General features: G+C 42.4%; 18 protein-coding genes. 9 read left to right on the forward strand and 9 right to left on the reverse strand.

Going from position 1 to position 19,718, the window contains the following annotated elements; translation table 11 throughout:
• Window position 1: 1 nt before the first annotated feature.
• The 3 genes from MCUP_RS07815 to MCUP_RS07825 all read right to left on the reverse strand — a co-directional run bounded on the left by MCUP_RS07815 (window position 2) and on the right by MCUP_RS07825 (window position 2,705).
• Window positions 2-1,360: an MFS transporter gene (locus tag MCUP_RS07815; RefSeq protein ID WP_013738261.1), complete on the reverse strand. Its 1,359-nt coding sequence runs from the start codon at window positions 1,358-1,360 to the stop codon at window positions 2-4.
• Window positions 1,361-1,415: 55 nt separating this feature from the next.
• Complete coding sequence (sepP, locus tag MCUP_RS07820; RefSeq protein ID WP_013738262.1) at window positions 1,416-2,027, reverse strand: undecaprenyl-diphosphatase SepP; 612 nt, start codon at window positions 2,025-2,027, stop codon at window positions 1,416-1,418.
• A gap of 84 nt (window positions 2,028-2,111) precedes the next feature.
• Entirely contained in the window at window positions 2,112-2,705 is a 594-nt protein-coding gene (locus MCUP_RS07825; protein ID WP_013738263.1) for a hypothetical protein, read from the reverse strand.
• A gap of 51 nt (window positions 2,706-2,756) precedes the next feature.
• Here MCUP_RS07825 and MCUP_RS07830 point away from each other — a divergent pair, with 51 nt between their 5' ends.
• From MCUP_RS07830 to MCUP_RS07840, 3 genes are all read left to right on the forward strand, one after another.
• A complete protein-coding gene (locus MCUP_RS07830; protein WP_048057606.1) occupies window positions 2,757-4,490 on the forward strand; it encodes a molybdopterin-dependent oxidoreductase in 1,734 nt (577 codons plus the stop codon).
• Between the two features lie 137 nt (window positions 4,491-4,627).
• Window positions 4,628-5,845, forward strand: coding sequence for an MFS transporter (locus tag MCUP_RS07835; RefSeq protein WP_373419060.1), 1,218 nt, complete (start codon window positions 4,628-4,630; stop codon window positions 5,843-5,845).
• Window positions 5,846-5,929: 84 nt separating this feature from the next.
• A complete protein-coding gene (locus MCUP_RS07840; protein WP_013738266.1) occupies window positions 5,930-6,403 on the forward strand; it encodes a hypothetical protein in 474 nt (157 codons plus the stop codon).
• Between the two features lie 2 nt (window positions 6,404-6,405).
• On the opposite strand, the gene MCUP_RS10245 is transcribed toward MCUP_RS07840, so the two are convergent.
• Window positions 6,406-7,074 carry a sulfurtransferase TusA family protein gene (locus MCUP_RS10245; RefSeq protein ID WP_013738267.1) on the reverse strand — a complete coding sequence of 223 codons (669 nt, stop codon included), beginning with the start codon at window positions 7,072-7,074 and terminating at the stop codon, window positions 6,406-6,408.
• Window positions 7,075-7,293: 219 nt separating this feature from the next.
• On the opposite strand from MCUP_RS10245, the gene MCUP_RS07850 reads away from it, so the two are divergent.
• On the forward strand, window positions 7,294-8,463 hold the full coding sequence (locus MCUP_RS07850) for an MFS transporter (RefSeq protein ID WP_048057607.1): 1,170 nt from the start codon (window positions 7,294-7,296) through the stop codon (window positions 8,461-8,463).
• Here the strand turns inward: MCUP_RS07850 and MCUP_RS07855 are convergent.
• The 3 genes from MCUP_RS07855 to MCUP_RS07865 form a co-directional block, all read right to left on the reverse strand.
• Window positions 8,425-9,105, reverse strand: a complete 681-nt coding sequence (locus MCUP_RS07855) for a DUF72 domain-containing protein (RefSeq protein ID WP_013738269.1) — start codon at window positions 9,103-9,105, stop codon at window positions 8,425-8,427. The genes MCUP_RS07850 and MCUP_RS07855 overlap by 39 nt on opposite strands.
• A 38-nt stretch (window positions 9,106-9,143) precedes the next feature.
• Window positions 9,144-10,277 carry an MFS transporter gene (locus MCUP_RS07860; protein WP_013738270.1) on the reverse strand — a complete coding sequence of 378 codons (1,134 nt, stop codon included), beginning with the start codon at window positions 10,275-10,277 and terminating at the stop codon, window positions 9,144-9,146.
• 67 nt (window positions 10,278-10,344) lie between these two features.
• Complete coding sequence (locus MCUP_RS07865; protein WP_013738271.1) at window positions 10,345-11,976, reverse strand: FAD-dependent oxidoreductase; 1,632 nt, start codon at window positions 11,974-11,976, stop codon at window positions 10,345-10,347.
• 111 nt (window positions 11,977-12,087) lie between these two features.
• Here MCUP_RS07865 and MCUP_RS07870 point away from each other — a divergent pair, with 111 nt between their 5' ends.
• Window positions 12,088-12,405 (forward strand): hypothetical protein, encoded by a 318-nt coding sequence (locus MCUP_RS07870; RefSeq protein ID WP_013738272.1) that lies wholly within the window; start codon window positions 12,088-12,090, stop codon window positions 12,403-12,405.
• An 8-nt stretch (window positions 12,406-12,413) separates the two neighbouring features.
• On the opposite strand, the gene MCUP_RS07875 is transcribed toward MCUP_RS07870, so the two are convergent.
• Window positions 12,414-12,704 carry a hypothetical protein gene (locus MCUP_RS07875; protein ID WP_013738273.1) on the reverse strand — a complete coding sequence of 97 codons (291 nt, stop codon included), beginning with the start codon at window positions 12,702-12,704 and terminating at the stop codon, window positions 12,414-12,416.
• A gap of 227 nt (window positions 12,705-12,931) precedes the next feature.
• Between MCUP_RS07875 and MCUP_RS07880 the strand changes: the two genes are divergently transcribed.
• Complete coding sequence (locus tag MCUP_RS07880; RefSeq protein ID WP_013738274.1) at window positions 12,932-14,215, forward strand: MFS transporter; 1,284 nt, start codon at window positions 12,932-12,934, stop codon at window positions 14,213-14,215.
• A 96-nt stretch (window positions 14,216-14,311) separates the two neighbouring features.
• Window positions 14,312-16,000: an acyl--CoA ligase gene (locus MCUP_RS07885; protein ID WP_013738275.1), complete on the forward strand. Its 1,689-nt coding sequence runs from the start codon at window positions 14,312-14,314 to the stop codon at window positions 15,998-16,000.
• Between the two features lie 70 nt (window positions 16,001-16,070).
• Here MCUP_RS07885 and MCUP_RS07890 read toward each other — a convergent pair whose 3' ends face one another.
• Window positions 16,071-16,832: an AAA family ATPase gene (locus MCUP_RS07890; RefSeq protein WP_013738276.1), complete on the reverse strand. Its 762-nt coding sequence runs from the start codon at window positions 16,830-16,832 to the stop codon at window positions 16,071-16,073.
• A 273-nt stretch (window positions 16,833-17,105) separates the two neighbouring features.
• Here MCUP_RS07890 and MCUP_RS07895 point away from each other — a divergent pair, with 273 nt between their 5' ends.
• Window positions 17,106-18,482 (forward strand): TldD/PmbA family protein, encoded by a 1,377-nt coding sequence (locus tag MCUP_RS07895; RefSeq protein WP_013738277.1) that lies wholly within the window; start codon window positions 17,106-17,108, stop codon window positions 18,480-18,482.
• The gene (locus MCUP_RS07900; protein WP_013738278.1) at window positions 18,483-19,715 is read left to right on the forward strand and encodes a TldD/PmbA family protein; all 1,233 of its coding nucleotides are present in this window, start codon (window positions 18,483-18,485) and stop codon (window positions 19,713-19,715) included.
• Window positions 19,716-19,718 lie beyond the last annotated feature (3 nt).

Here is a 19,718-nt window from a genome sequence, read left to right on the forward strand (position 1 = left end):
TTTATAACCCTTTCTGTAGGTCGGACTCCTTAACTACTCTCTCTAAATCACGACCCTTTGACTCTGGAATGACTAGGAGAGCAATTACAGTTGAAATTAGTGCTATTCCCGCATAAAATCCGACCATTATACTAAGACCCAGATGAGAAAGTAAGAGCGGGAACGCTGTAACGTTTAATGCGGTGGCTAACCTGTCTACGCTAACGCTTATAGCCTGACTGGTTGCCCTAACTTTTGTAGGGACTATCTCAGGGGTTACCATGGCCGAACCAATAATTGAGGCTGGTCCGATAGCCGAGAAGAAGTAATTCAGCATGTAGAACGAGAAGCCTAGGAGAGCTGCTTCTCCTACAAGTTGAGATGTGCTAAGCTCACTCCCTCTTAGCCCAAATAAAGCGGGATGGGAAAGTAGAAGAGAGTACGCAAATAACCAGATCGCTACGCCGGCGTAGCCTATAGCTATAAGCGGCTTCCTACCGATTTTATCAATTAAGAAAATACATATCAATTGCCCTGGAATCCCCGCTAGGAACTGAGCTACGTAGGTAAAGTCTATTGGAGTTAACCCTAGGTTTGAAGCGATCGTTATAGGACCGAATATCGCAAAAGTTGAGGAATACATATCGTATAAGAGCCATAATACTGAAGCAGCTACTATAAGAATCGCAGATGACGTGAGCCTCCTTAGGAACGGTGTGCTATCTTTAGACGTCAAAATGGGTTTTCCTAACTCTCTCTCTATTTTCTTCACGTCCTCGTGTTCCGGTTTAACTCTAGAAACGAACATCATAGTTTCGTATATTCTTCTCCTTAGGAATACAACAGATATAGCTGGCACAGCCCCAAATCCTAAGACTATTCTCCAGAGCAACGCCGAGGGTAAACCGACAAGTAAACCCACTTGTTCAACGAAGGCTGCGAGTACAGCCCCTAGCCCCCACATTACTGCGAAAGTAATGACCATCATCTTCCCTCTGCTTTTACCTTCGGAGTTCTCTGCAACTATAACTGGGGAGAGAACGTAATCTGCCCCTATCCCTATTCCTAAAATTAGCCTTGCCAAAAAGAGCTCCACATAAGATTGTGAGAAGGCCTGTAATCCAGCGCCTAGTGCCATTAACGTCACGTCAAGGCCATAAATTCTTTTCCTTCCTATCCTATCCGCTGAGATCCCGAAGATCAGAGCGGACAGAGCGGCCCCAAAGTAGGAACCGGCAACCAGAAGACCCAACTGATCGCTGGTGAACTTTATCGATGAGGCTATCAAAAACGAGGCCAAGGATATGGAATATAAATTATACCCATCTGTAAGCACTCCCATACCTGATACTATTACGTTCCTCCATGAGAGTGAGACCATATCAATTAGTGAATACCAACGCTTAAAAAGTCTTAGTATCTACTCACTGAAATAATCATGCTTTAAGCAACTTCTCTACAAAGGCCAAAGTTCCTCTCCTCTCCACGTCAAGGGTGAAGAAGGCGGTCCATCCACCCAAAAGCCATCCACCTATTACGTCATAAGGCCAGTGTACCCCAACATATACTCTAGAATAAGATACCAATACAGCTTCAATCAACATTATAATCCATAGCCACCTAGGAGCCATCTTCATTAAGACCAGCGCACCGTCACTAACTATTAACGCGTGCCCAGAAGGAAAGCTATAATCGGTTGGTGGTGGGACCAACAGATAGTCAGGATGAACGTACAAGAATGGTCTCCCCTGCGCTACAGCGTATTTAGCTATTTCGCCCACTATGATAGCCAGGATAAAGGACGCAGCTAGAGTAATAGCTATCCTTCTGGTCTTCCTGAAGATCAGGAGTGCTGCAGTCAGAGGTATCCACACGTATTCTCTCCCATACTTAGTGAGGAAAACCATTATCGGGTTTAGCGAAGACACTTGATGATAATTAATTACTTTAAATAAGAGAATATTAAGAGGCATTCCTGGTTCTGATACCAATTTCACGGATATAGCTATAATAAGAAAGGCTATCAGCAGGAACCAATAATATTTCATAGAGAAGTGAAAACTTTTACGCCAAATAAATATCTTTCCGTTATACGGGCTATCGTGTTTTTTACATTGCCAATATTTTGAAAATCACTCAGCCTTGACTTGAAAAGTTTTCTTTCCTTCAACTCTGATAAGATCCCCTCTAGATACCTTAACAGGACCTATAAAGGCTCCACAAGATATGTAACCTGACTGATTAGGCCTAACTACTGATAGAGGATTATAGTCTGGAGATCCCTCACCCATCAGCTCTCCGTTTAAGAACAACTTAAAGTGTCCATAAGGGGGCTCTATCTCTTTCCCAATGAATAGCCTGCCTGCGAAGGCATCGTCAGCTATCATATAATGTTTTGGTAGATCCCACGTTGTGAATCTTGTGGCTGGAATTTCCAATCCTATGTAGGTCTTCTTAACCCTACCGTTTTCGGCAAACGCTATTATCTCTACCTCAAGTTTATGTGTGTCAAACCACAGTTCGAGGGGGCCCTTCGTTATCATAGGCTTCGTTAGGACCCCCCATATACCAGATTTAGTTACCTTATAACCTCCTAACCCCTCCTTTTCGATGAGAAGTTGAGAGAACTTCTCCCCAACATTTTTGGCTTCCTCCTCCTTTAATTCAAACGGTTCTATCTGCTTTCTGGATAGGTAAGCTTGAAACAACAGTTCTGCCTTTTCCATAGGATTTACTCTAAACTAAACGTTTAAAAGCTATGAAGACTAACGAGATCAATGATAGCCTGCACCAGGGACTGTTACGATACTTGTATTTTCGATGAACAGTATAAACCCTTTAGCTTTGACCCCACTATGGGGTTCACCTGCTCAAGGGGCAGAACTGACCTGATGAGAAATGATATTAACAGAGTGGATTCAGCCTATATAGATGGAAAGGAGGTACCTATAGACCAAGCGATAACCTTCGTTTCCAAAAGAATTAAGGAAACGAATCCTGATCAGATATTGCATGTAGAATACGACGGAAATCAAGGACTGCTGACTTGGTATTACCCAGCCAGGTTATGGAACGTAATAGGGGCAACGAGCACCGATTATTCCATCTGCAGCCTGGAAGGCCATGAAGGGATAAAGGCCCATTATAAGACAAGCATGGGAGCTCTCCCTGAGGAAATGAGGAATTTCAACGCAGTGGCCTTTTGGGGATCAGAGGCTGTGTTCAGTTTCATACACGGCTGGAAGATTTTTAAGGACAAGTATAAGATAGCCATAGACGTTAGGGTAAGTGAGACGTTAAAGAGGAGCGAAAAGGGGTACATAATAAGGCCTGGTAGCGACGCTCACTTGGCTATCGCTATAATGAAGATATTAATCGAACAGGGATACGCTAAGCCCGACATCATAGACTTAGATAAGTTAAAATCTAGACTAAATCAATTTAAAATGGAAGACCTCCTCAAGGCTACTAACTTAACAGAGGATCAAGTAAGAGAGATCGCTGAATTGTACGCTTACTATGAACCTCTTACGATAATCGGATTCGCCATAGGAAGATCTATGAACGGAGGTCATTCAGCCGGTTTAATATCCATGATACCTGCAGTCTTAGGGATTAAGAGAGGGTTTTTCTATTCTAATTCAGGTGGATGGGGAATAGATTTTCATTATTTGAGGGGGACCAACTTATTCCGTGTTAAGACTATAGGGATGGGAGAGGTCGGATACGAGATCGATAAGTTCAAGCTGTTATTCATTTGGAACGCTAATCCCGTCTTAACTCTACCCGGTGGAGATAGAATTAAGGAGGTTGCTGAAGAGGGTAGGTTAACAGTCATAACACACGATCCTTTCTGGTCAGAGACCGCTAAGTCCTCCAATGTAGTCATTCCTGCCCCTACTTTCCTGGAAAAAGAAGACGTTGTGTACAGTTACTGGCACCCATATCTGATCTACAATAAGCCGATCAGACCTAAACGTGGTATCACTGAGGTAGAACTCATGAAGAGGCTATCAAAGGAACTTGGGCTAACTCATAGTCTACTTGAAGAGGACCCATGGGAAGCAGTAGATAGGGCAATTAGATCCACAGGCGTCTCAGTGAACGAGCTTAAGGCGAAGGGAATAGTAAAGATGAATAAGGTAGCCAACGTGGATAGAGTTGAAGTGGATCCCTTTCCGTCTCCTCCAGAGCTCCAAGTAGCGTCTGGACCCGTAATAGTGTTCTCCTCTCACCCCAACTATACCAACTCACAATTTTCAGAAATTTACGGAAGGAGGGAGGGGGTGGTCTACTCAGGTAAATATGAGGGTAAAGGATACTTAGAAGGGAGAGGGGGGAAGATGTTGGTAAAGTTCGTTAAGGCTGATTTACCCGATGACGTTCTATTTGTCTATAAGAGCGATTTGATGATCAATGGAAGGAGCATAAACTCCGTCCTTAGACCTCCTAGGAACAGGTTTGGCGGTCCTAGATTAAACGATGAGGTGAAGGTTACAATTTTGTCTTAGGTTACATGTTTATACATCTTACTTATCTAGTAAAATTTATATCCGACCACATTTCGTTTAATCTAGTTCAATAATGTGTATTTTATCTCGATTAAACACGAGAGGGAACATAGTTGCTTAAAAGATCTTACAGATGGATGTGGTCGGCCCTAACTTTCGGAGTCGCTAACGGCCCCTTGTCAACGTTAGTGACTTTAAACATCATAGACCTAGGAGGAGGTCCTTTAATGGTCGCCTACGCAATAACTTTAGCAAACGTAGTTTTGATACCAGCTTCAATAATTTGGGGATTTTTAGCTGATAGGGTTGATAGAAGGAAAATAATACTGGCTGGTTTTGGCCTAAGTACCCTGTTTCTAGCACTCGGATCGCAAAGCGTGAATATTCCTGAGGTCGATTTAGCATACACTGGGTTTTCCTTCTTCTCTACTGCCTATAGTACCCCGATGAACTTGATCATCATGGAATCGACCGAGAAGAGAAAGTGGGCTTCCAGTTTCTCTTTACTTTCTATGCTCTCCTCAATAGGTAACCTCATTGGATTAATACTCTCGACATTTCTTGTATTAATAATTAGAATTACCCAAATTTATGCAGTCTTGGCCCTTTTCTCAATAGTCTCATTCGTCCTGTCTTTGGCTTACACCCCTAAGTCAGTTATGCTTGAAAGGACATCGATGTTGCACAGCATTGAGTCTTTTGCGGTAAGGTTAAAGATGCTTCCTTTGATTTTCCTCCATTTACCTAGGCTGACCTCCTTTAAGATGTTTAGATTGAGCAGACTAACTAAGAAACCTATAAATTACGTTCCTTTACTTTATATAGCTATTGCAATATTTTACACTGCTAGTGGATTATTCAATACATTATACCCGGCTAGTTTATATAACGAGGGTCTAGACAAGAGCTTAGTGTTAGCCATAATAACGTTGGGAATGCTCTTTCAGATATTTACTTTCAATTTTACAGGTCATTATCTGGAGAATAAAGACGAGAGGGAGACGTCTTTCAGAGCGCTAATTCTCAGAGGAAGCGGTTACATTGTCATGGGAATCTCATTAATGATGCCTATTACGGCATTAATATTAGGTTTCGTCTTCTACCCGCTATCAGCTGGGATTGCCTACTCATTATTTTACGCTGCGTCTAACACGCTAATTTTCAAGGTAGTTGGAGGGAGGAGACAAGGAACCACTCTAGGAGTTTACAGTACTTTAGTTGGCATATCGCTCTTTTTAGGTTCACTACTCTCAGGTTTCATTTCTAAGTCCATAGGGTATGCAGGTAATTTCATAATAGCGGGAGTATTACTATATTTGTCAGCCTCAATTTTCAAATACCTAGAAGAAGGATAATTTTAGTTTTCCTCAAAATTATAGTAATCCTAGAGTGAGATATGACGACAAGATATTTAATACACCCGATTTTAGTAATCTAACATGAAACCTTTACTAGTAATAGGGATAGTTCTGCTAGTCGTAGGGCTAGTGCTAGTTTTCGGATTGTTCCCTTACATAGATTCACAGGCCTCTCAGCAAATAACGAGCGAGCTGAACTCTCACATAACATCCAAGAGTTTAGATGCAAACTCGTCTATTGAAATTCCATACAACGCAAGTAAAGCTATATTTGTACTTTATTATAACTCATCTAAGTCTCCATTAGAGGTCCTTGGCGCTCCACCTAACTCCTCTTCAACTAGTAACTCAGGAGTGTATTACATAATACCTAACGGATCTGGAGAAATCGTTCTAAGGAACAATTGGAGCGAACCCGTTAACGTTCAATACTCATACATATATTACACCTTGAAATACGGTGATCTAATAGGAATATTGATACTGATGGGCATACCTCTTCTGATAATAGGTGCTTTCGTTACGATATTTGGATTCCTAAGGAGGAAGAAGTAGATCTAAGTGATCACTTTAGGCAGTGTGACCTTAGCCTTCTCCAGGTGTTTCCTTATTGACTTTTTGGCCTGCCCTGAGAAAGGTCCCTTATACCACTCAGTAATGTCCAGGGTTACCTCTTTTCCTAATCTGTTCAGAACGAATCTCCATCCAAAACTTATCCTTGTGAGAGGAAGCTTCTGATAAGCTGTATAGTAAACTATATCTCCCCTAGGTAGCGGATTGTATGTCACAAATAAAGGAGTTTCCCAACTGATGAACCATTTCATGTGTATGATGTAACTCCCTGGAGCCACGCTATCCACCGCCTTAATTTGTGGAACGAAAGACATAAGTATCGTTGGATCAGATATCTTTTCTCTAATTGAGAGTGAGTTCAACGTTATCCTTTCTGTATCGCTCACACCTTCAACCTCTTCGATCTTAGAAAGGGTATGATCTTTATAGATTACGAATTTTACAAATTCTCCCTCCTTCACAACATCATATCTCAGTCCTAAAGACTTACAAAGAGAAGGGAGGGTAACGTCTATTGCAGGTTCGTGATCAGTAAGCACCACGAGCCTGCCCGAAGAGATCTTCTGCAACTCTTTTGCAGCCTTCATTTCAGGAATTGGGCACTCCTCCCCCCTCACGTCTAAAACGAACTCCTGACCTTTCTCGGATGACAAGAACTTTTCCCTCCAATCTTCTATATAATAATTAAGAAATTCATGGCTTATTAAACTTTTGTATTCTTAAAAACGTCATAAGATTTAGTTTTAATTAATAAGGATAATCCTTGTTTAACTAGAGACTGTCATATATGTTAATTATAATATTATAGAAGAAAATTTTTGAAGATGACATTGTTAAAAAATTTTAAGTTATAGGTAACATTGTTAATCACTATGGCATTTCGCTTAAGGGTGTTAACGTTCACATCATTGGCCCATTTCTCAAATGATGGCGTCTTTCTAATTTTCCCTCTATTGATAGTTTATTACTCCACTGAGAAACACGTAAGCGTTGTGTTTCTAGGTATACTATCAATAGTTTACACTTTACTTTCAGGCTTACTGTCTCCTTTTATAGGAGATAAGGCTGACAAGATGGATAGAGACTCAGAACTCATCTCTTTGGGTATCCTCTTGGAGGGAGTCTCTATGGCACTGTTCGCACTATCTTTCGTGACCCTAACCATCCCAGCCTTAACGTTGGGAGCTCTCCTTCTCGGTATAGGGCAAGCGTTTTATCACCCTCTAGGAGGTGCAGTTCTCTCTAGAACCTTTGGTAAGTCATCTGGAAGAGCACTAGGAGTTAACGGTTCTTTAGGAAGCTTAGGGAGAGCACTTATGCCCTCAATCGTGTCCTTCTTAATTCTAGCCTTGGGAGAGGTGTTAGGACTTGGAGTTTTTACAATCTATATGATCTTTGCCGCCCTTCTCATTTACATCGGACTAAGGAGAGTGAGGAAAGAGAGCGTATCAGTGATGAGGAAGGCAAGCGAGAAGCTCGACGGGAGATTTTACACCTTCTTGATCATCTTGGGGTCACTAGTTTTCTTGAGAAGCATGTTCATTACTGGTACAACCACATTCATAGCTGATTTCGTTTACAGTGTATACTTAACTAAGGCATTTACAGGTCTCTTCTTGACCATTGGTTTCCTTGGATCAGTCCTAGGACAGCCTGCTTTCGGTTGGATAACTGAGAGAGTAGGAGGTAGAATGTCGTTCATTTTAAGCAGTGTAATTAGTGTCATATCCTTTGGAGTGTTCTTAGCATATCCGAACGACGTGTACGTGTCTCTTTCGTCCTACACCGTATTCACTTTCTCAGCCTTCACTGCCTTTCCTATATTGCTAGGCTATGTAGGACAGGTGTTCCCAAGGAGCTTCTACACCGTTGCAAACTCGTACATATGGGGAATAGGCAACACCGTAGGTGGAGCGGTTGGAAATGCCGTAATAACTATGCTCTTGGATCTTCATTACAGTCTAGCCTTTTCTTTCTTAATTCTCTTCACGATAGCTGTAATCTCAACCGTCTTGTCCCCCTTGATTCCCAAGAGAGTCTAATCCCCTATCTTTCATTATTTTTAAGAACGTCTTACCGTTCTCCAACATGAATTTGTCGTTGTTGAAGAATACGTAAACTTCTTCCGGATTTTGATCCTTTACTCTCTCAGCTATCTCTAATAGCTCACCTTCAGAATATTCGTGAAAGTACCATCTACTCCTACCGTGAATCCTTAGGTAAACTACCCTACCTGGAAAAACGTAACTACCAATTGGAGAGTCTATTGATACCAATGGGATGCCCTCTGGCGGATCGCTCAACCATGACTCGTCTCTAAATTCGAAGATACAATTGCGCCACTTAGCAACCTTACTTATCCTTTCCAAGTTCTCGTCGTTCCTTTTGAAGCTGGGAGGCAATTGAAAGAGATAGAAAGCAGGGGAGAGTGGCTTAAAAACGTTGAAGAAATCGCTCAGATCGACATCTTTTAATCTCTTCACGTGAGTGAACTTTCTATGTACCTTCACTGACCAGGTTAGTTTATAGGTGGCCCATCGCTTTATCATAACCTCATCGGGTATCCTGTAAAAACTTGAGTTCAACTCAATTGAATTGAAAGGAGTGTTGTTAACGTACCAGCTTAAAGACCTCCCTTTATTCCAGGGGTATGCCCAACCGGACGTCCCTACAAATAGCTTCATAGTTAAAGCAAAAGGTGAAAAGAAATATCCTTTTCACATCATCCTTTTATTTTTTCAAGTGGCCGGCCGTTCGTCTTTATCCCAAGGGTGAACACAATCAAACCCGCTACCACTGATGCGCTACCAACTATTAACAGCGAAGCCAACTCGTTTTGAATAAAGGTGAGGGAGAAGACTAAAGGTCCTATTGCTCCTCCTAGATGGCCTATCCCATCCGCTATTCCGTAGCCTAGAGTTCTTACCTTAGTCCCAAAAGTTTCAGTGGTGTAGGTGTACATTACCGGAAACTTGAACCCTTGAAGGAACATCTCTAGGAATCCCAAGGCAAGGAAAGAGATGCCACCCGTAAAGAACCAAAGGCCAAGTAATAATCCCCCTAATATGTTAACTAAAGACACGCTGTACTTCCTCTCAATTTTATCGTTTAATATTGAAGCTACAACAACTCCAAGAGGATCACCATATAAGATGTAAGTGAAGTAAAGCGAGCTGTTTATGAAACCGTGGGATTCAATTATCTGAAAAGTCGGATCTGAGAACAATGCGTAGCCTGTAAAGTAACTTAGAAACCAAGTGATCATCATTATCGCTGCCCACCAATCCCATTCCAACTTACCACGTTTAGAGATCCACATAGGGGACTCAGGAAGACTTAGCCTGGTAAAGAGCGCCACTAATGAGACTAGGAGACCGGCTAGGAACAGGAAACGCCAGTTTCCGTTAAGAAGGACAGCTATAGGACCAACTATAAGAGTGGTTAAGAAACCTGATGCGGTTACTAAACCCACGGATTTACCCCTGTTGTTAGCACTTACCGTCTCTGATATATATGCTGGAACAACGCTCAGCTCTCCCTCTATCCCAAGCCCTATTATCAACTCCGCAGCTATTATCCATGAAATCGATTGAGCTATGAGTCCTATAAATGAACCTATGGAGACTAAACTCATAGAAGTGAGCAGACCTATCTTTCTCCCACCTATGGAAGAAATGAAACCATTGATCACCCCTCCTAATGCATACCCTATCATCTCTGCGGATAAAATGAGACTGGAGAGCAGGGCGGAAGTGTGAAATTGGCTGGTGACGTTATTGATAATGTAGGGAACGTTAAATATGTCCCAAAACGTTAAGGAGACTCCTAATGATAAAATAATTAATTTCCAGTTCATAAACGGAAGTTTGTTTATACAATATAAACTTTTCTATTCTTGTCTTGAAATTGAGCTACTTATTCAATCAAACCTCATAATCTAACCCCATGAAGTATCCCCTTGATATGGATTGTCCAATCGACGGTTGATCTCTCAAGAACTCCCTAAACTCTATCTTTCCCTTACCTTCCTTAACTACCTTAATGCCCTTGCTTTCGTAAACCTTCTCTAGAAGATACCTCCTTGTTCTATCCAAACCAGATAAGCTCCTTTCAGTGATCGATACTGAATTATTTTCGATCCACTTAAAGGCGTAATCTTGATAAGCGTACAAGTTCGAGTCTATCAAGATATCGCTCCCCTTTATATCCTTGAATGTTGGTTGAGTTCTCTCAGGGACCGCCCACAACCCTTCCTTTTTGTTTCCCTTAGTGTTAAGTTGAATCGTTACCTTAAGTTTGCTTAGTTCACGTTCGTAGAACTCTAACAAAGAAAGGAACTCCTTCTTCCATGGGTCAATTAACCAGTTGAGCTGTCCCCCTAACTTATCGCTCTGTTCCAGAAGAGTCACTCTAAATCCCCTCTTTGCTAAAACTCTGGAGGCTTCTAATCCCATGAGCCCTCCACCGATCACTATCACATCTCCAGATCCTGGCTTAGAGGAGAGTGTTTCCCATCCGAGCTCAGGGTTCACGTCGCATCTCACCTCCCTACTGGCGAAGCCTCTACATAGTTGATTACATCTAATGCAAAACCTGATCGGATCCCCCGATAGGCTCTTCGGCAACCACTCGGGATCGGCCAGGAGCTGCCTCCCTAGAACAACCGCGTCAGCTAGTTCCAAGACCTGTTCAGCCTCATCAAGGGTTGTAACAGAACCGGCCAACATCATTGGAACCTTAGGTCTTCGCACGTGCCTTGCGTACTCTAAAAACGCTGGTTTACTCCAATAGATAGGCATCGATGCACCTAATGGGCCGTCCCTTCCTGCTGATAAGTGAACGTAATCTAATTGACTCTCCACCCTAGAAATGATCTTAGAAACCAGCTCTGGATTCAAGCCCGTGTCATCAAACTCAGTTACACTCACCCTAAGACCTACTGGAATAGACACGCGAGATCTGATCTCTTTGAGTAGGTCCTCAAGGAAGAGGACTCCGTCTTTATACCTGTCCTCTCTTCTGTTAGTCGCTGGCGAAAGGAACTGAGCAACTAGGTAACCGTGAGCTCCATGAATTTCGATACCGTCGAATCCTGCGCGTTCAGCTCTCTCCCCAGCCTTAACGAAGTCGTTTATTACTCTCTGTATGTCATCCTCTGTCATCTCCCTAACAGGGTCCATTAGCTGGATTGGTGAAGGTGCTATCGGATCGTTTCCCCATATGACGCTTCTTCTAGTTTTCCTACCTACGTGAACTAACTGAACAAAAACCTTTGAACCCCTCCCGTGTATTGCGTCTGTTAGCCTGAAGAACTTAGGAACGAGTTCATCATCGTAGAGACCTAACTCGTTTGGAGAACCTCTCGCATCCCTTTTATTAACGTAGGTGTACTCAGTTATGATAAGACCTGCTGACCTAGTCCTCCTTGAAAGGTACGCTATGTGCTCTTCAGTGGGGTAACCTTGGGGAGTCCCGAGGTTGGATATCATAGGGGAGAGGACAACCCTGTTCCTTACCTCAACGTCTCTAATCCGGAAAGGTTCTAGGATCCTCATAGAACTACATGTCATAACATCGCCTTTAAGTTTTTCATGATTCGAAGGTGTTCTCTAAAATTGGTAGATAAGTATAAAAAAGTTTAAAATTTAAAATATTTTAAAACTATTATGAGAGTTAAATCAGTCAACGTTGAGAGGAACAAAATAGAGTTCTGTTACAATCAGGTTTCAGTGACCATTCAGCTGCTTGACAACGAATTGAGGATAGCCGAAGAGGTAACCTATGAGGTGGCTACCGGGCAAGTATTTTCTATTATGCAAATAGTGCTTAAACAGGGAAAGGTTTTCCTAATCTCGCCTTTCGGGGAAAACGTAATAAGCGATCCAGAAAACATTATTGATGGTCTGAAAGATATCGTAGAGATGATTAAGTGGAGGCATAAGTCTCTGTATCTGAAATTTGTCAACTTCTTAAGTGACTATTAGGTGATGCGCTAGAGTCCTTTAGCGATCTCCATAGTGTTTCCCTCCATATCCTCAAACACTAACGTCCCGTCCTCCTTAATTATCACATATCCTGGTTTACCACCACACTTGTAAGGAAAGGCGAGAAGACCGTTCGTTTTTAGCGCTGATACGGAATAGACGGGCATTAGCGAATCGTCCATGTTTAGCGCCACGCAGCTGGGAATGAACTTAAAAAGGGCGTTTAGGATCTCATTGAGGAGCGACTCATACTCATCGCCTAATTCTCTCATTCTTCTAGCTTTTTGAGTTAAACTCATAAACTGATATTAATTCTATGGTTTTTAAGATTGTAGATTAAGAGCTGATCATGAGCTCCTAAGTAATGTGAGGAAAGGTTCATTGTTCTCCTCATGCTACAATCGTCGATCTTAGAACTAATAACATGGTTAAACAATGAATACAATTCTCCTGAACCCTTGATGAACTCAAAATTTTCTGTTCTACTCTATCAACGTTTATTATTGCGTAGCTTAATTAACAAATAATGAGTAGACCTTCTTTCAAAACCCTATCTTCATCAAAGAGGGCCATTAGACTACTTCCGGTTCTCTTCTATCTTTATATTGTAAATTTCCTGGATAGGGTTAACATCTCCTATGCCATATCTGCAGGTATGTTTAGAGACCTAGGTGTACCTAAAGATAGCGCGGATTTGATAGCCTCTGTAGCCTCAAGTCTCTTCTTTGTAGCTTATGCAATACCCCAAGTCTTCTCCAATTTAGGAATAAACAGGTTAGGAGTGAGGAGAGTATTTTCGATTGCGTTCGGTGCTTGGGGGATCATTACCATACTGACAGGGTTCGTACAGAGCGTACCTGAGATTTACGCTCTTAGATTCGCCCTTGGACTAGCCGAGTCTCCCTTTTACGCGGGGGTTATCTTCTACCTTAGTGTTTGGTTTCTAAAGGACGAGAGAGGATTCGCGAATAGCCTTTTCAACGCAGCTATACCAGTTTCAGGAATAATCGGAGGTCTGATTGCCGGATCCTTTTTCTCAATATATGGTGACGATCCTGGATGGAGATATCTGTTCATTTTTGAGGGAGTTTTAGCCCTGATCTCCATAGCCATAATTTGGTTCCTCTTAACCGATTTCCCAAAAGAAGCTAAGTGGTTAACACAAGGCGAAAAGGAGGAGTTCATACACAAAATGAACGTGGAGATGGAGGAGAAAAGGAAGTTGGTAAGACACGCCTCGTGGACGAAAGCGTTAAGGGATAGGGACGTTCTAATGCTAGCTCTTGTTTACTTCCTAGGGGTTACTTCCCTCTATGGTTACACTATTTGGCTGCCTTCAATAATTAAGAGCTTCGGCGTGTCAGCCTCTACAGCAAGCTACCTTTCCGTGATCCCGTACGTTATAGCATCAATTTCGTTAATCTTCATTTCTAGATACTCTGACGTAGTTGGTGTAAGGAAGTTAATCGCTTTATCTATTTTCTTAATAGCCGGCATAGGTTTGGCTATCAGCGCAGCCACATTAAGCTCTCCTGCATTGTCTTTCCTGTTCTTCACTATAGCGGCTATTGGTATATACAGTTTCATCCCAGTTTTCTGGACAATTCCTACAGAATTCCTTAGCGAGGACTCAGCCGCTGCCTCAATAGGGCTTATTAACGCTTTGGGAAACCTGGGAGGAATAGCTGGCCCGATAATAGTTGGATACTTAGAGAGTCTCACCGGGGTGTTTACATCAGGCGTGTACTCTCTGGCTCTGTTTGACGTGTTGGCTGCCATTATCGTCCTAACGATAAGGAAAAGTAGATAGGTATTTCAATAAAAAATTTTTTATATTAAAAATGTTAACGGTTTGTTATCTCAAATAACAATTTAGAATAAATAGGAGTTTTTTCAAAGATAATGTATGATTCAAGATTTCTTCAAGAAGCTAGTCAAAGCGCAAAAGGACCTCAATAGGGAGAAAATAGAGGAAATAGTTAATGAGCTTCATAAATTGAACGTATATAGGTTCAACTGGGTAAGAGACGTCTTTGAGCAAACTCATGTTAAAGAGAGGGCTTCAAAAACTGCGCTCGTGTGGAGGGACATGGACAGTAAGGACGAAAGTAGGCTGACCTACTATGAGATGGACGTTTTAGCGAACAAAGTCCTTAACACGTTTAGAAAACATGGGCTTAATAAAGGTAGCGTGATTTATCTAATGACAAAAGTTCACCCTATGCACTGGGCCGTGTTTTTGGCCGTTATTAAAGGTGGTCTTGTATTGGTGCCAAGCGCCACTAATTTAACCGTATCTGAGCTTAAATACAGGTTCTCCGATCTCAAGCCAGATGCTGTAGTTGCCGACTCATTAAGAGCTCCCGTTTTGGAGCAAGCGTTAGGCTCGCTGCCCGTAAAGAAGTTCCTAATCGATGATAAAAAATGGGGTTGGAACGCTTTTGAGGAGGAGTCCACTAACGCCGAACCTACCGATACGTATAAGGACGACGTTGTCTTAAATTACTTCACTTCTGGTACCACAGGGATGCCCAAGCGAGTCCTACATACGGCGACCTCGTACCCATTAGGCTCTATAACGACCGCCTCTTTCATGGGGATCAATGAGGAGGACGTTCATCTTAACCTAAGTGCTACGGGTTGGGCTAAGTTCGCATGGAGCTCATTTTTCTCTCCTCTTTTAGTGGGCGCTACTGTAGCTGCGATAAACTACGAAGGTAAATTGGACCCAAAGAGGTATCTTACAGAGGTAGAGGACTTAAGGGTTTCTAGCTTTTGCGCACCTCCCACAGCGTGGAGACAATTCATAGGGCTAGAACTAGGAGCTTACAAGTTGGATAGATTGAGATCTATTGTGAGCGCAGGCGAGCCTCTTAACCCTGAGGTGATTAAACTATGGAAGGAAAAATTTGGTGTAATCATTAGGGACTTTTACGGTCAAACAGAGACTACCGCTATCATAGGGAATTTCCCTTTCCTTAAGATTAAGCCTGGTTCAATGGGTATACCTCATCCTTTGTATGATGTGGTGTTATTAGATGAAAATGGAGTAGCTATAACTAAGCCACATGAAACCGGTTACATTGCTATAAAACTTAATCCTAGACCCATAGGATTGTTCTTAGGATATTCGGATCAAAGCAAAAATCAAGAGGTATTTAAGGGAGGATACTACTATACAGGAGACAAGGCCTACATGGATGAGGATGGCTACTTCTTCTTTGTAGGTCGTGGTGACGACGTGATAAAAACCTCAGACTACAGAGTTGGCCCGTTTGAAGTTGAGAGTGCTCTTTTAGAGCATCCTGCAGTTGTGGAGGCAGCTGTCGTAGGGGTTCCAGATCCTATCAGATGGCAGTTAGTTAAGGCTTTCGTTGTAATAAGAAAGGAGTACGCTCCTAGCAGAGAATTGGCGGAGGAGATCAGAGAGAAAGCAAGGGTTGTTCTATCACCCTACAAGGTTCCTAGAATCATTGAGTTCGTTGATGAATTACCCAAGACAATAAGCGGTAAAATTAGACGTATTGAACTAAGAAAGTTAGAAGAGGAGAGGAGAAAAAGAGGAGAGAAGCCTAAGAACGAGTTCTCGTTTTAGCCTACAACGTCATGGGCAGAATTGCTTCATGATGTCAGACGAAGTCTATATTTACGACTCTTAGGCTTTCTTATTTTCCGACTTCCTTTCTCTCTATTGCCTTCACTATTGGCTTCAAGTTTTCCAACTCCGGTAATTCTTCAATATTCCCTTCAAATTGAAAGAGACTCTCATAGAACGGAACAGTTAAAACGGTATCAAATCTAGCCGACTCCTTCTCAAACTCTTTGGGTATTACATAGTTGTCAGGGACCATGTTTATTATCAGAGATCTACCTAAGACCCTAAGGTTTTTAGCCCACTTACCCCAAAGGTAATCATCATATTCCGATAACGTAATTAAGTTCACTTGAAGCGAATCCGAAACATAGATCCAATAGGACTTGGCTTCTGGATACTTCGATAGATATAGCCCGATTTCAAGACTTATCTCAACCTCGTTGGGCTCTATCATGCTCATATTGTCATAAATAACGTGATCGTGAGGAGTAGACAACACTTCCTCATATTTTTCTTTAACCCTCTTAGCTATATCTTGCCTTGAGAAGAGATGAACGTCCTTGGTTAATCTAGGTCCGTCACCGTAAAACTTCAGAACGTAAAGAGTTCCCTTCCTAACGTTTATTTTTGTGAAGTATTGGCTCTCTTCGTTATCAATTACGCTAGCCAACAGACCTTTCCCCTTTATACCTGCTAACCAGGAAATGTAACCTGTCATATCTCTGTCAATTATAAGTATCTTCATTCCTAGGCTTAGCAAGATCTTCGCGATGAGCAAACCGATCGTAGATTTCCCTATTCCTCCCTTGGCCCCCAAGATAACTATTCTCATATAATAATTTTTCAACAGTCTTGGTTAAATTATTTTCTAAGCTTAGTGATATATAAAAATCACTTTTTTATGAATTTATTATAATATGCATGTTTTCCCCATATGTTGATCCTCCAAGAATCTTCTAAAACTGGCATAACGGGAATCAGGACCCCTTGTCCTCCTTTAGCTTAACGTTAGCCCTCAAAGTTTACTGAAAGGATGAGCATAATACTCTGCATACATACTGCAATAATGATAGATTTCATTATCTACATCCGCAGGTTATATGCTATGGGCAAAACAGATGATCTAGAGGAGATAGCAAGAAGGTTTCCATTCAAATACGTTGAGGTAAGACACCAGGAGATAAGGTCCAGAGTCATTTCGCTTATGAACGGCGAGCTGCTAGGAGTCTATGAGGAAGTGGAGAGAGGATACGCAGTTAGATACTTTAACCAGGGTCTGTTCTTCGTTTCATCACAGGAAGCTGATAAGTTGACTCCCAGTCCTGAAAGAATAGAGGGATGGTCTAAAGATCTGTTGGATGTTCAACCAGTGAGTGGAAACTACGAAGTTCAAGAGAGGGAGCCACTAGACTCAATGGGAGTGGAAGAGAAGATATCTCTCCTCAAGGACATATCAAAAGAGGTGTTATCGCAGAAGATCTCATCTAAGTTGCAAAACATGGTTTTAACTTATGCGGAGAGCGTCGAGTCCAAGGAAGTCCTGGTGAATGGAGCGAGAGTGGTGGGAAGGATACCTAGGGTACAAGTAACTTACAACATCGTTATGTCAGGAAATGGAAGGACTATAACAGCGTGGCACGAAATTGGAGGTAGTGGTGGGATAGAGCAGATAAAGGAACTTAGGGTCACGGAACATCTAACCGAGAGAGTGAAGGCCTTGGATCATGTGCTACAGAAGGGCAAGGGCATTAGCCCCGGTAAGAGAGACGTCGTGTTGAGCCCTATTCTGAGTGGAATTATGGCCCACGAATCTGTGGGTCATCCTTTTGAAGCTGACAGAGTAATGGGAAGAGAGTTCGCTCAGGCAGGCTCTAGCTACTTAAGCTATCTGAGTTTAAAGCAGATCGGAAATCCAGCGGTTAATGTGGCTGACGATCCTACAATTCAGGGAGGTATGGGCTATTACTTGATAGACGATGAAGGGGTGAGGGCCAGGCGGAAGCTACTAATTAAAGGCGGAGAAGTTAACGAACTTCTCCAAAACAGGTTCACATCGAGAAAGAGTAACCTTCCCAGTAACGGCTCGAGCAGAGCCTCATCATTCGATAGGGAGCCTCTCATAAGGATGTCAAACACCTTTTTCGTTCCGGGAGACATGAACTTCCGTGAACTCATAGAGGACGTAAAGGAAGGGATCTATCTTAAGACTTATATGGAGTGGAATATCGATGACATGAGGATGGGTCAAAGGTACATAGGCTTGGAGGCATTTCAGATCAAGAACGGTGAAATTGGAGATCCCGTTCTATATCCTGTACTTGAGGGTAAGACCACAGAGTTCTTGATGGCGATAGATGCGGTTGATGATTCTTTTGAGCTCTTTCCTGGTACTTGCGGTAAAGGAGATCCAGACCAGGGAATTCCGGTGTCTATGGGAGGGCCTAACATGCGGTTAAGAAACGTTATGATAAAGGTGATATGAATGGAGCAAAGCAGATTAAAGCCCTATGCTATCCAAGAGATCTCAAGTCAAACTCTGATAATTAAGGTGGTCGAGAGTAAGATAGAAACGATTCAGAGACTTCATGATAGAAGCTATAACGTCCTTTTGAGAAAGGGCAACAAGTTCATCATTAGTAGGGTAACTTCATTAGACGAAGTCAATACGTTCAATCTTATAGATGAACTTCCTGAATCAAGGATCGTTCCTACGTTAGCAGAGAGATCTGGAGATTACGAGTTCTCCAAGGTGGATAACGGTATTGTGAAGCTGATCGAAGACTCGTCTATACTGCTCCCTATAATTCACTCACGTTATCCTCTTTACGGCACAGTAACGGCCACCCTGATAACGAAGACTTTGGAAACCACTTATGGTTTTAAAGGTAAGGAGAAGAGGACATGGTTCCAAGGATATTTCAGAGCTAAAAACGGTAATTACTCGGGCCAATGGGCTTTCGCCTCTTCGGTTTATGATGAAAGGAAGGTGAGACAGGCAATAGAGAGGGCTGAGGATTACGCTTCAATAACAGGAAACGCTGAGATAAATGACGGTAACTATGACGTTGTCCTTTCTCCATTGGTTATGGCAAACTTAATGGCCAGCGTTGCTTACTCGGCCTCAGGGTACAGTATCCTCACTGGAAATAGTTTCCTGTCCTCGAAGAAGGTTGGAGAAGACGTGGGTAGCGAGAAGTTCTCACTGATAGATAACCCCAAAAACGATGAACTGAACTCCTGGGAATTCGATGATGAGGCGGTGCCAACTAGAAGGACAGTCGTTATTGACAAAGGTAAATACGTCAGCCCTATTCTAAATATAGAAGTAGGAAGGGCCCTTAACATGGAGACAACAGGTAATGCGGGTTGGGTCTACCCCAGACCTTGGACATTAGAGGTTCCTCAGGGCGAGACCTCAGAGTCCTCCTTGCTAGATGGTAATGTAATATTATTCAACAATAACTGGTACACTAGGTTTCAGAATAGAGCTGAAGGGCAGTTCTCGACAGTAGGAAGAGACGCAGTCACGTTAATAAAAAACGGAAAACCTGTTGGAGTTGTTGGAAGAGTTAGAATAGCAGACAAACTTGGTAACATAATCTCTAACGTTCAGGCACTCTCAAAGGAAAGGTATAGCATAGCTTGGTGGGATGCACCTTTACCGGGGATCTATCCGTTCGCACTTGTTTCTAACGTTCGCGTATCTAAGGCCTGAACG

It is taken from the genome of Metallosphaera cuprina Ar-4 (genome assembly GCF_000204925.1).
In the GTDB taxonomy this organism is placed as follows: Archaea; Thermoproteota; Thermoprotei_A; order Sulfolobales; family Sulfolobaceae; genus Metallosphaera; species Metallosphaera cuprina.

Coding starts and splice junctions, on each gene's coding strand:
- MCUP_RS07815 (WP_013738261.1), bottom strand. CDS start 1,360: ATGGTCTCACTCTCATGGAGGAACGTAATAGTATCAGGTATGGGAGTG.
- sepP (WP_013738262.1), bottom strand. CDS start 2,027: ATGAAATATTATTGGTTCCTGCTGATAGCCTTTCTTATTATAGCTATA.
- MCUP_RS07825 (WP_013738263.1), bottom strand. CDS start 2,705: ATGGAAAAGGCAGAACTGTTGTTTCAAGCTTACCTATCCAGAAAGCAG.
- MCUP_RS07830 (WP_048057606.1), top strand. CDS start 2,757: ATGATAGCCTGCACCAGGGACTGTTACGATACTTGTATTTTCGATGAA.
- MCUP_RS07835 (WP_373419060.1), top strand. CDS start 4,628: ATGTGGTCGGCCCTAACTTTCGGAGTCGCTAACGGCCCCTTGTCAACG.
- MCUP_RS07840 (WP_013738266.1), top strand. CDS start 5,930: ATGAAACCTTTACTAGTAATAGGGATAGTTCTGCTAGTCGTAGGGCTA.
- MCUP_RS07850 (WP_048057607.1), top strand. CDS start 7,294: ATGGCATTTCGCTTAAGGGTGTTAACGTTCACATCATTGGCCCATTTC.
- MCUP_RS07855 (WP_013738269.1), bottom strand. CDS start 9,105: ATGAAGCTATTTGTAGGGACGTCCGGTTGGGCATACCCCTGGAATAAA.
- MCUP_RS07860 (WP_013738270.1), bottom strand. CDS start 10,277: ATGAACTGGAAATTAATTATTTTATCATTAGGAGTCTCCTTAACGTTT.
- MCUP_RS07865 (WP_013738271.1), bottom strand. CDS start 11,976: ATGAGGATCCTAGAACCTTTCCGGATTAGAGACGTTGAGGTAAGGAAC.
- MCUP_RS07870 (WP_013738272.1), top strand. CDS start 12,088: ATGAGAGTTAAATCAGTCAACGTTGAGAGGAACAAAATAGAGTTCTGT.
- MCUP_RS07875 (WP_013738273.1), bottom strand. CDS start 12,704: ATGAGTTTAACTCAAAAAGCTAGAAGAATGAGAGAATTAGGCGATGAG.
- MCUP_RS07880 (WP_013738274.1), top strand. CDS start 12,932: ATGAGTAGACCTTCTTTCAAAACCCTATCTTCATCAAAGAGGGCCATT.
- MCUP_RS07885 (WP_013738275.1), top strand. CDS start 14,312: ATGATTCAAGATTTCTTCAAGAAGCTAGTCAAAGCGCAAAAGGACCTC.
- MCUP_RS07890 (WP_013738276.1), bottom strand. CDS start 16,832: ATGAGAATAGTTATCTTGGGGGCCAAGGGAGGAATAGGGAAATCTACG.
- MCUP_RS07895 (WP_013738277.1), top strand. CDS start 17,106: ATGGGCAAAACAGATGATCTAGAGGAGATAGCAAGAAGGTTTCCATTC.
- MCUP_RS07900 (WP_013738278.1), top strand. CDS start 18,483: ATGGAGCAAAGCAGATTAAAGCCCTATGCTATCCAAGAGATCTCAAGT.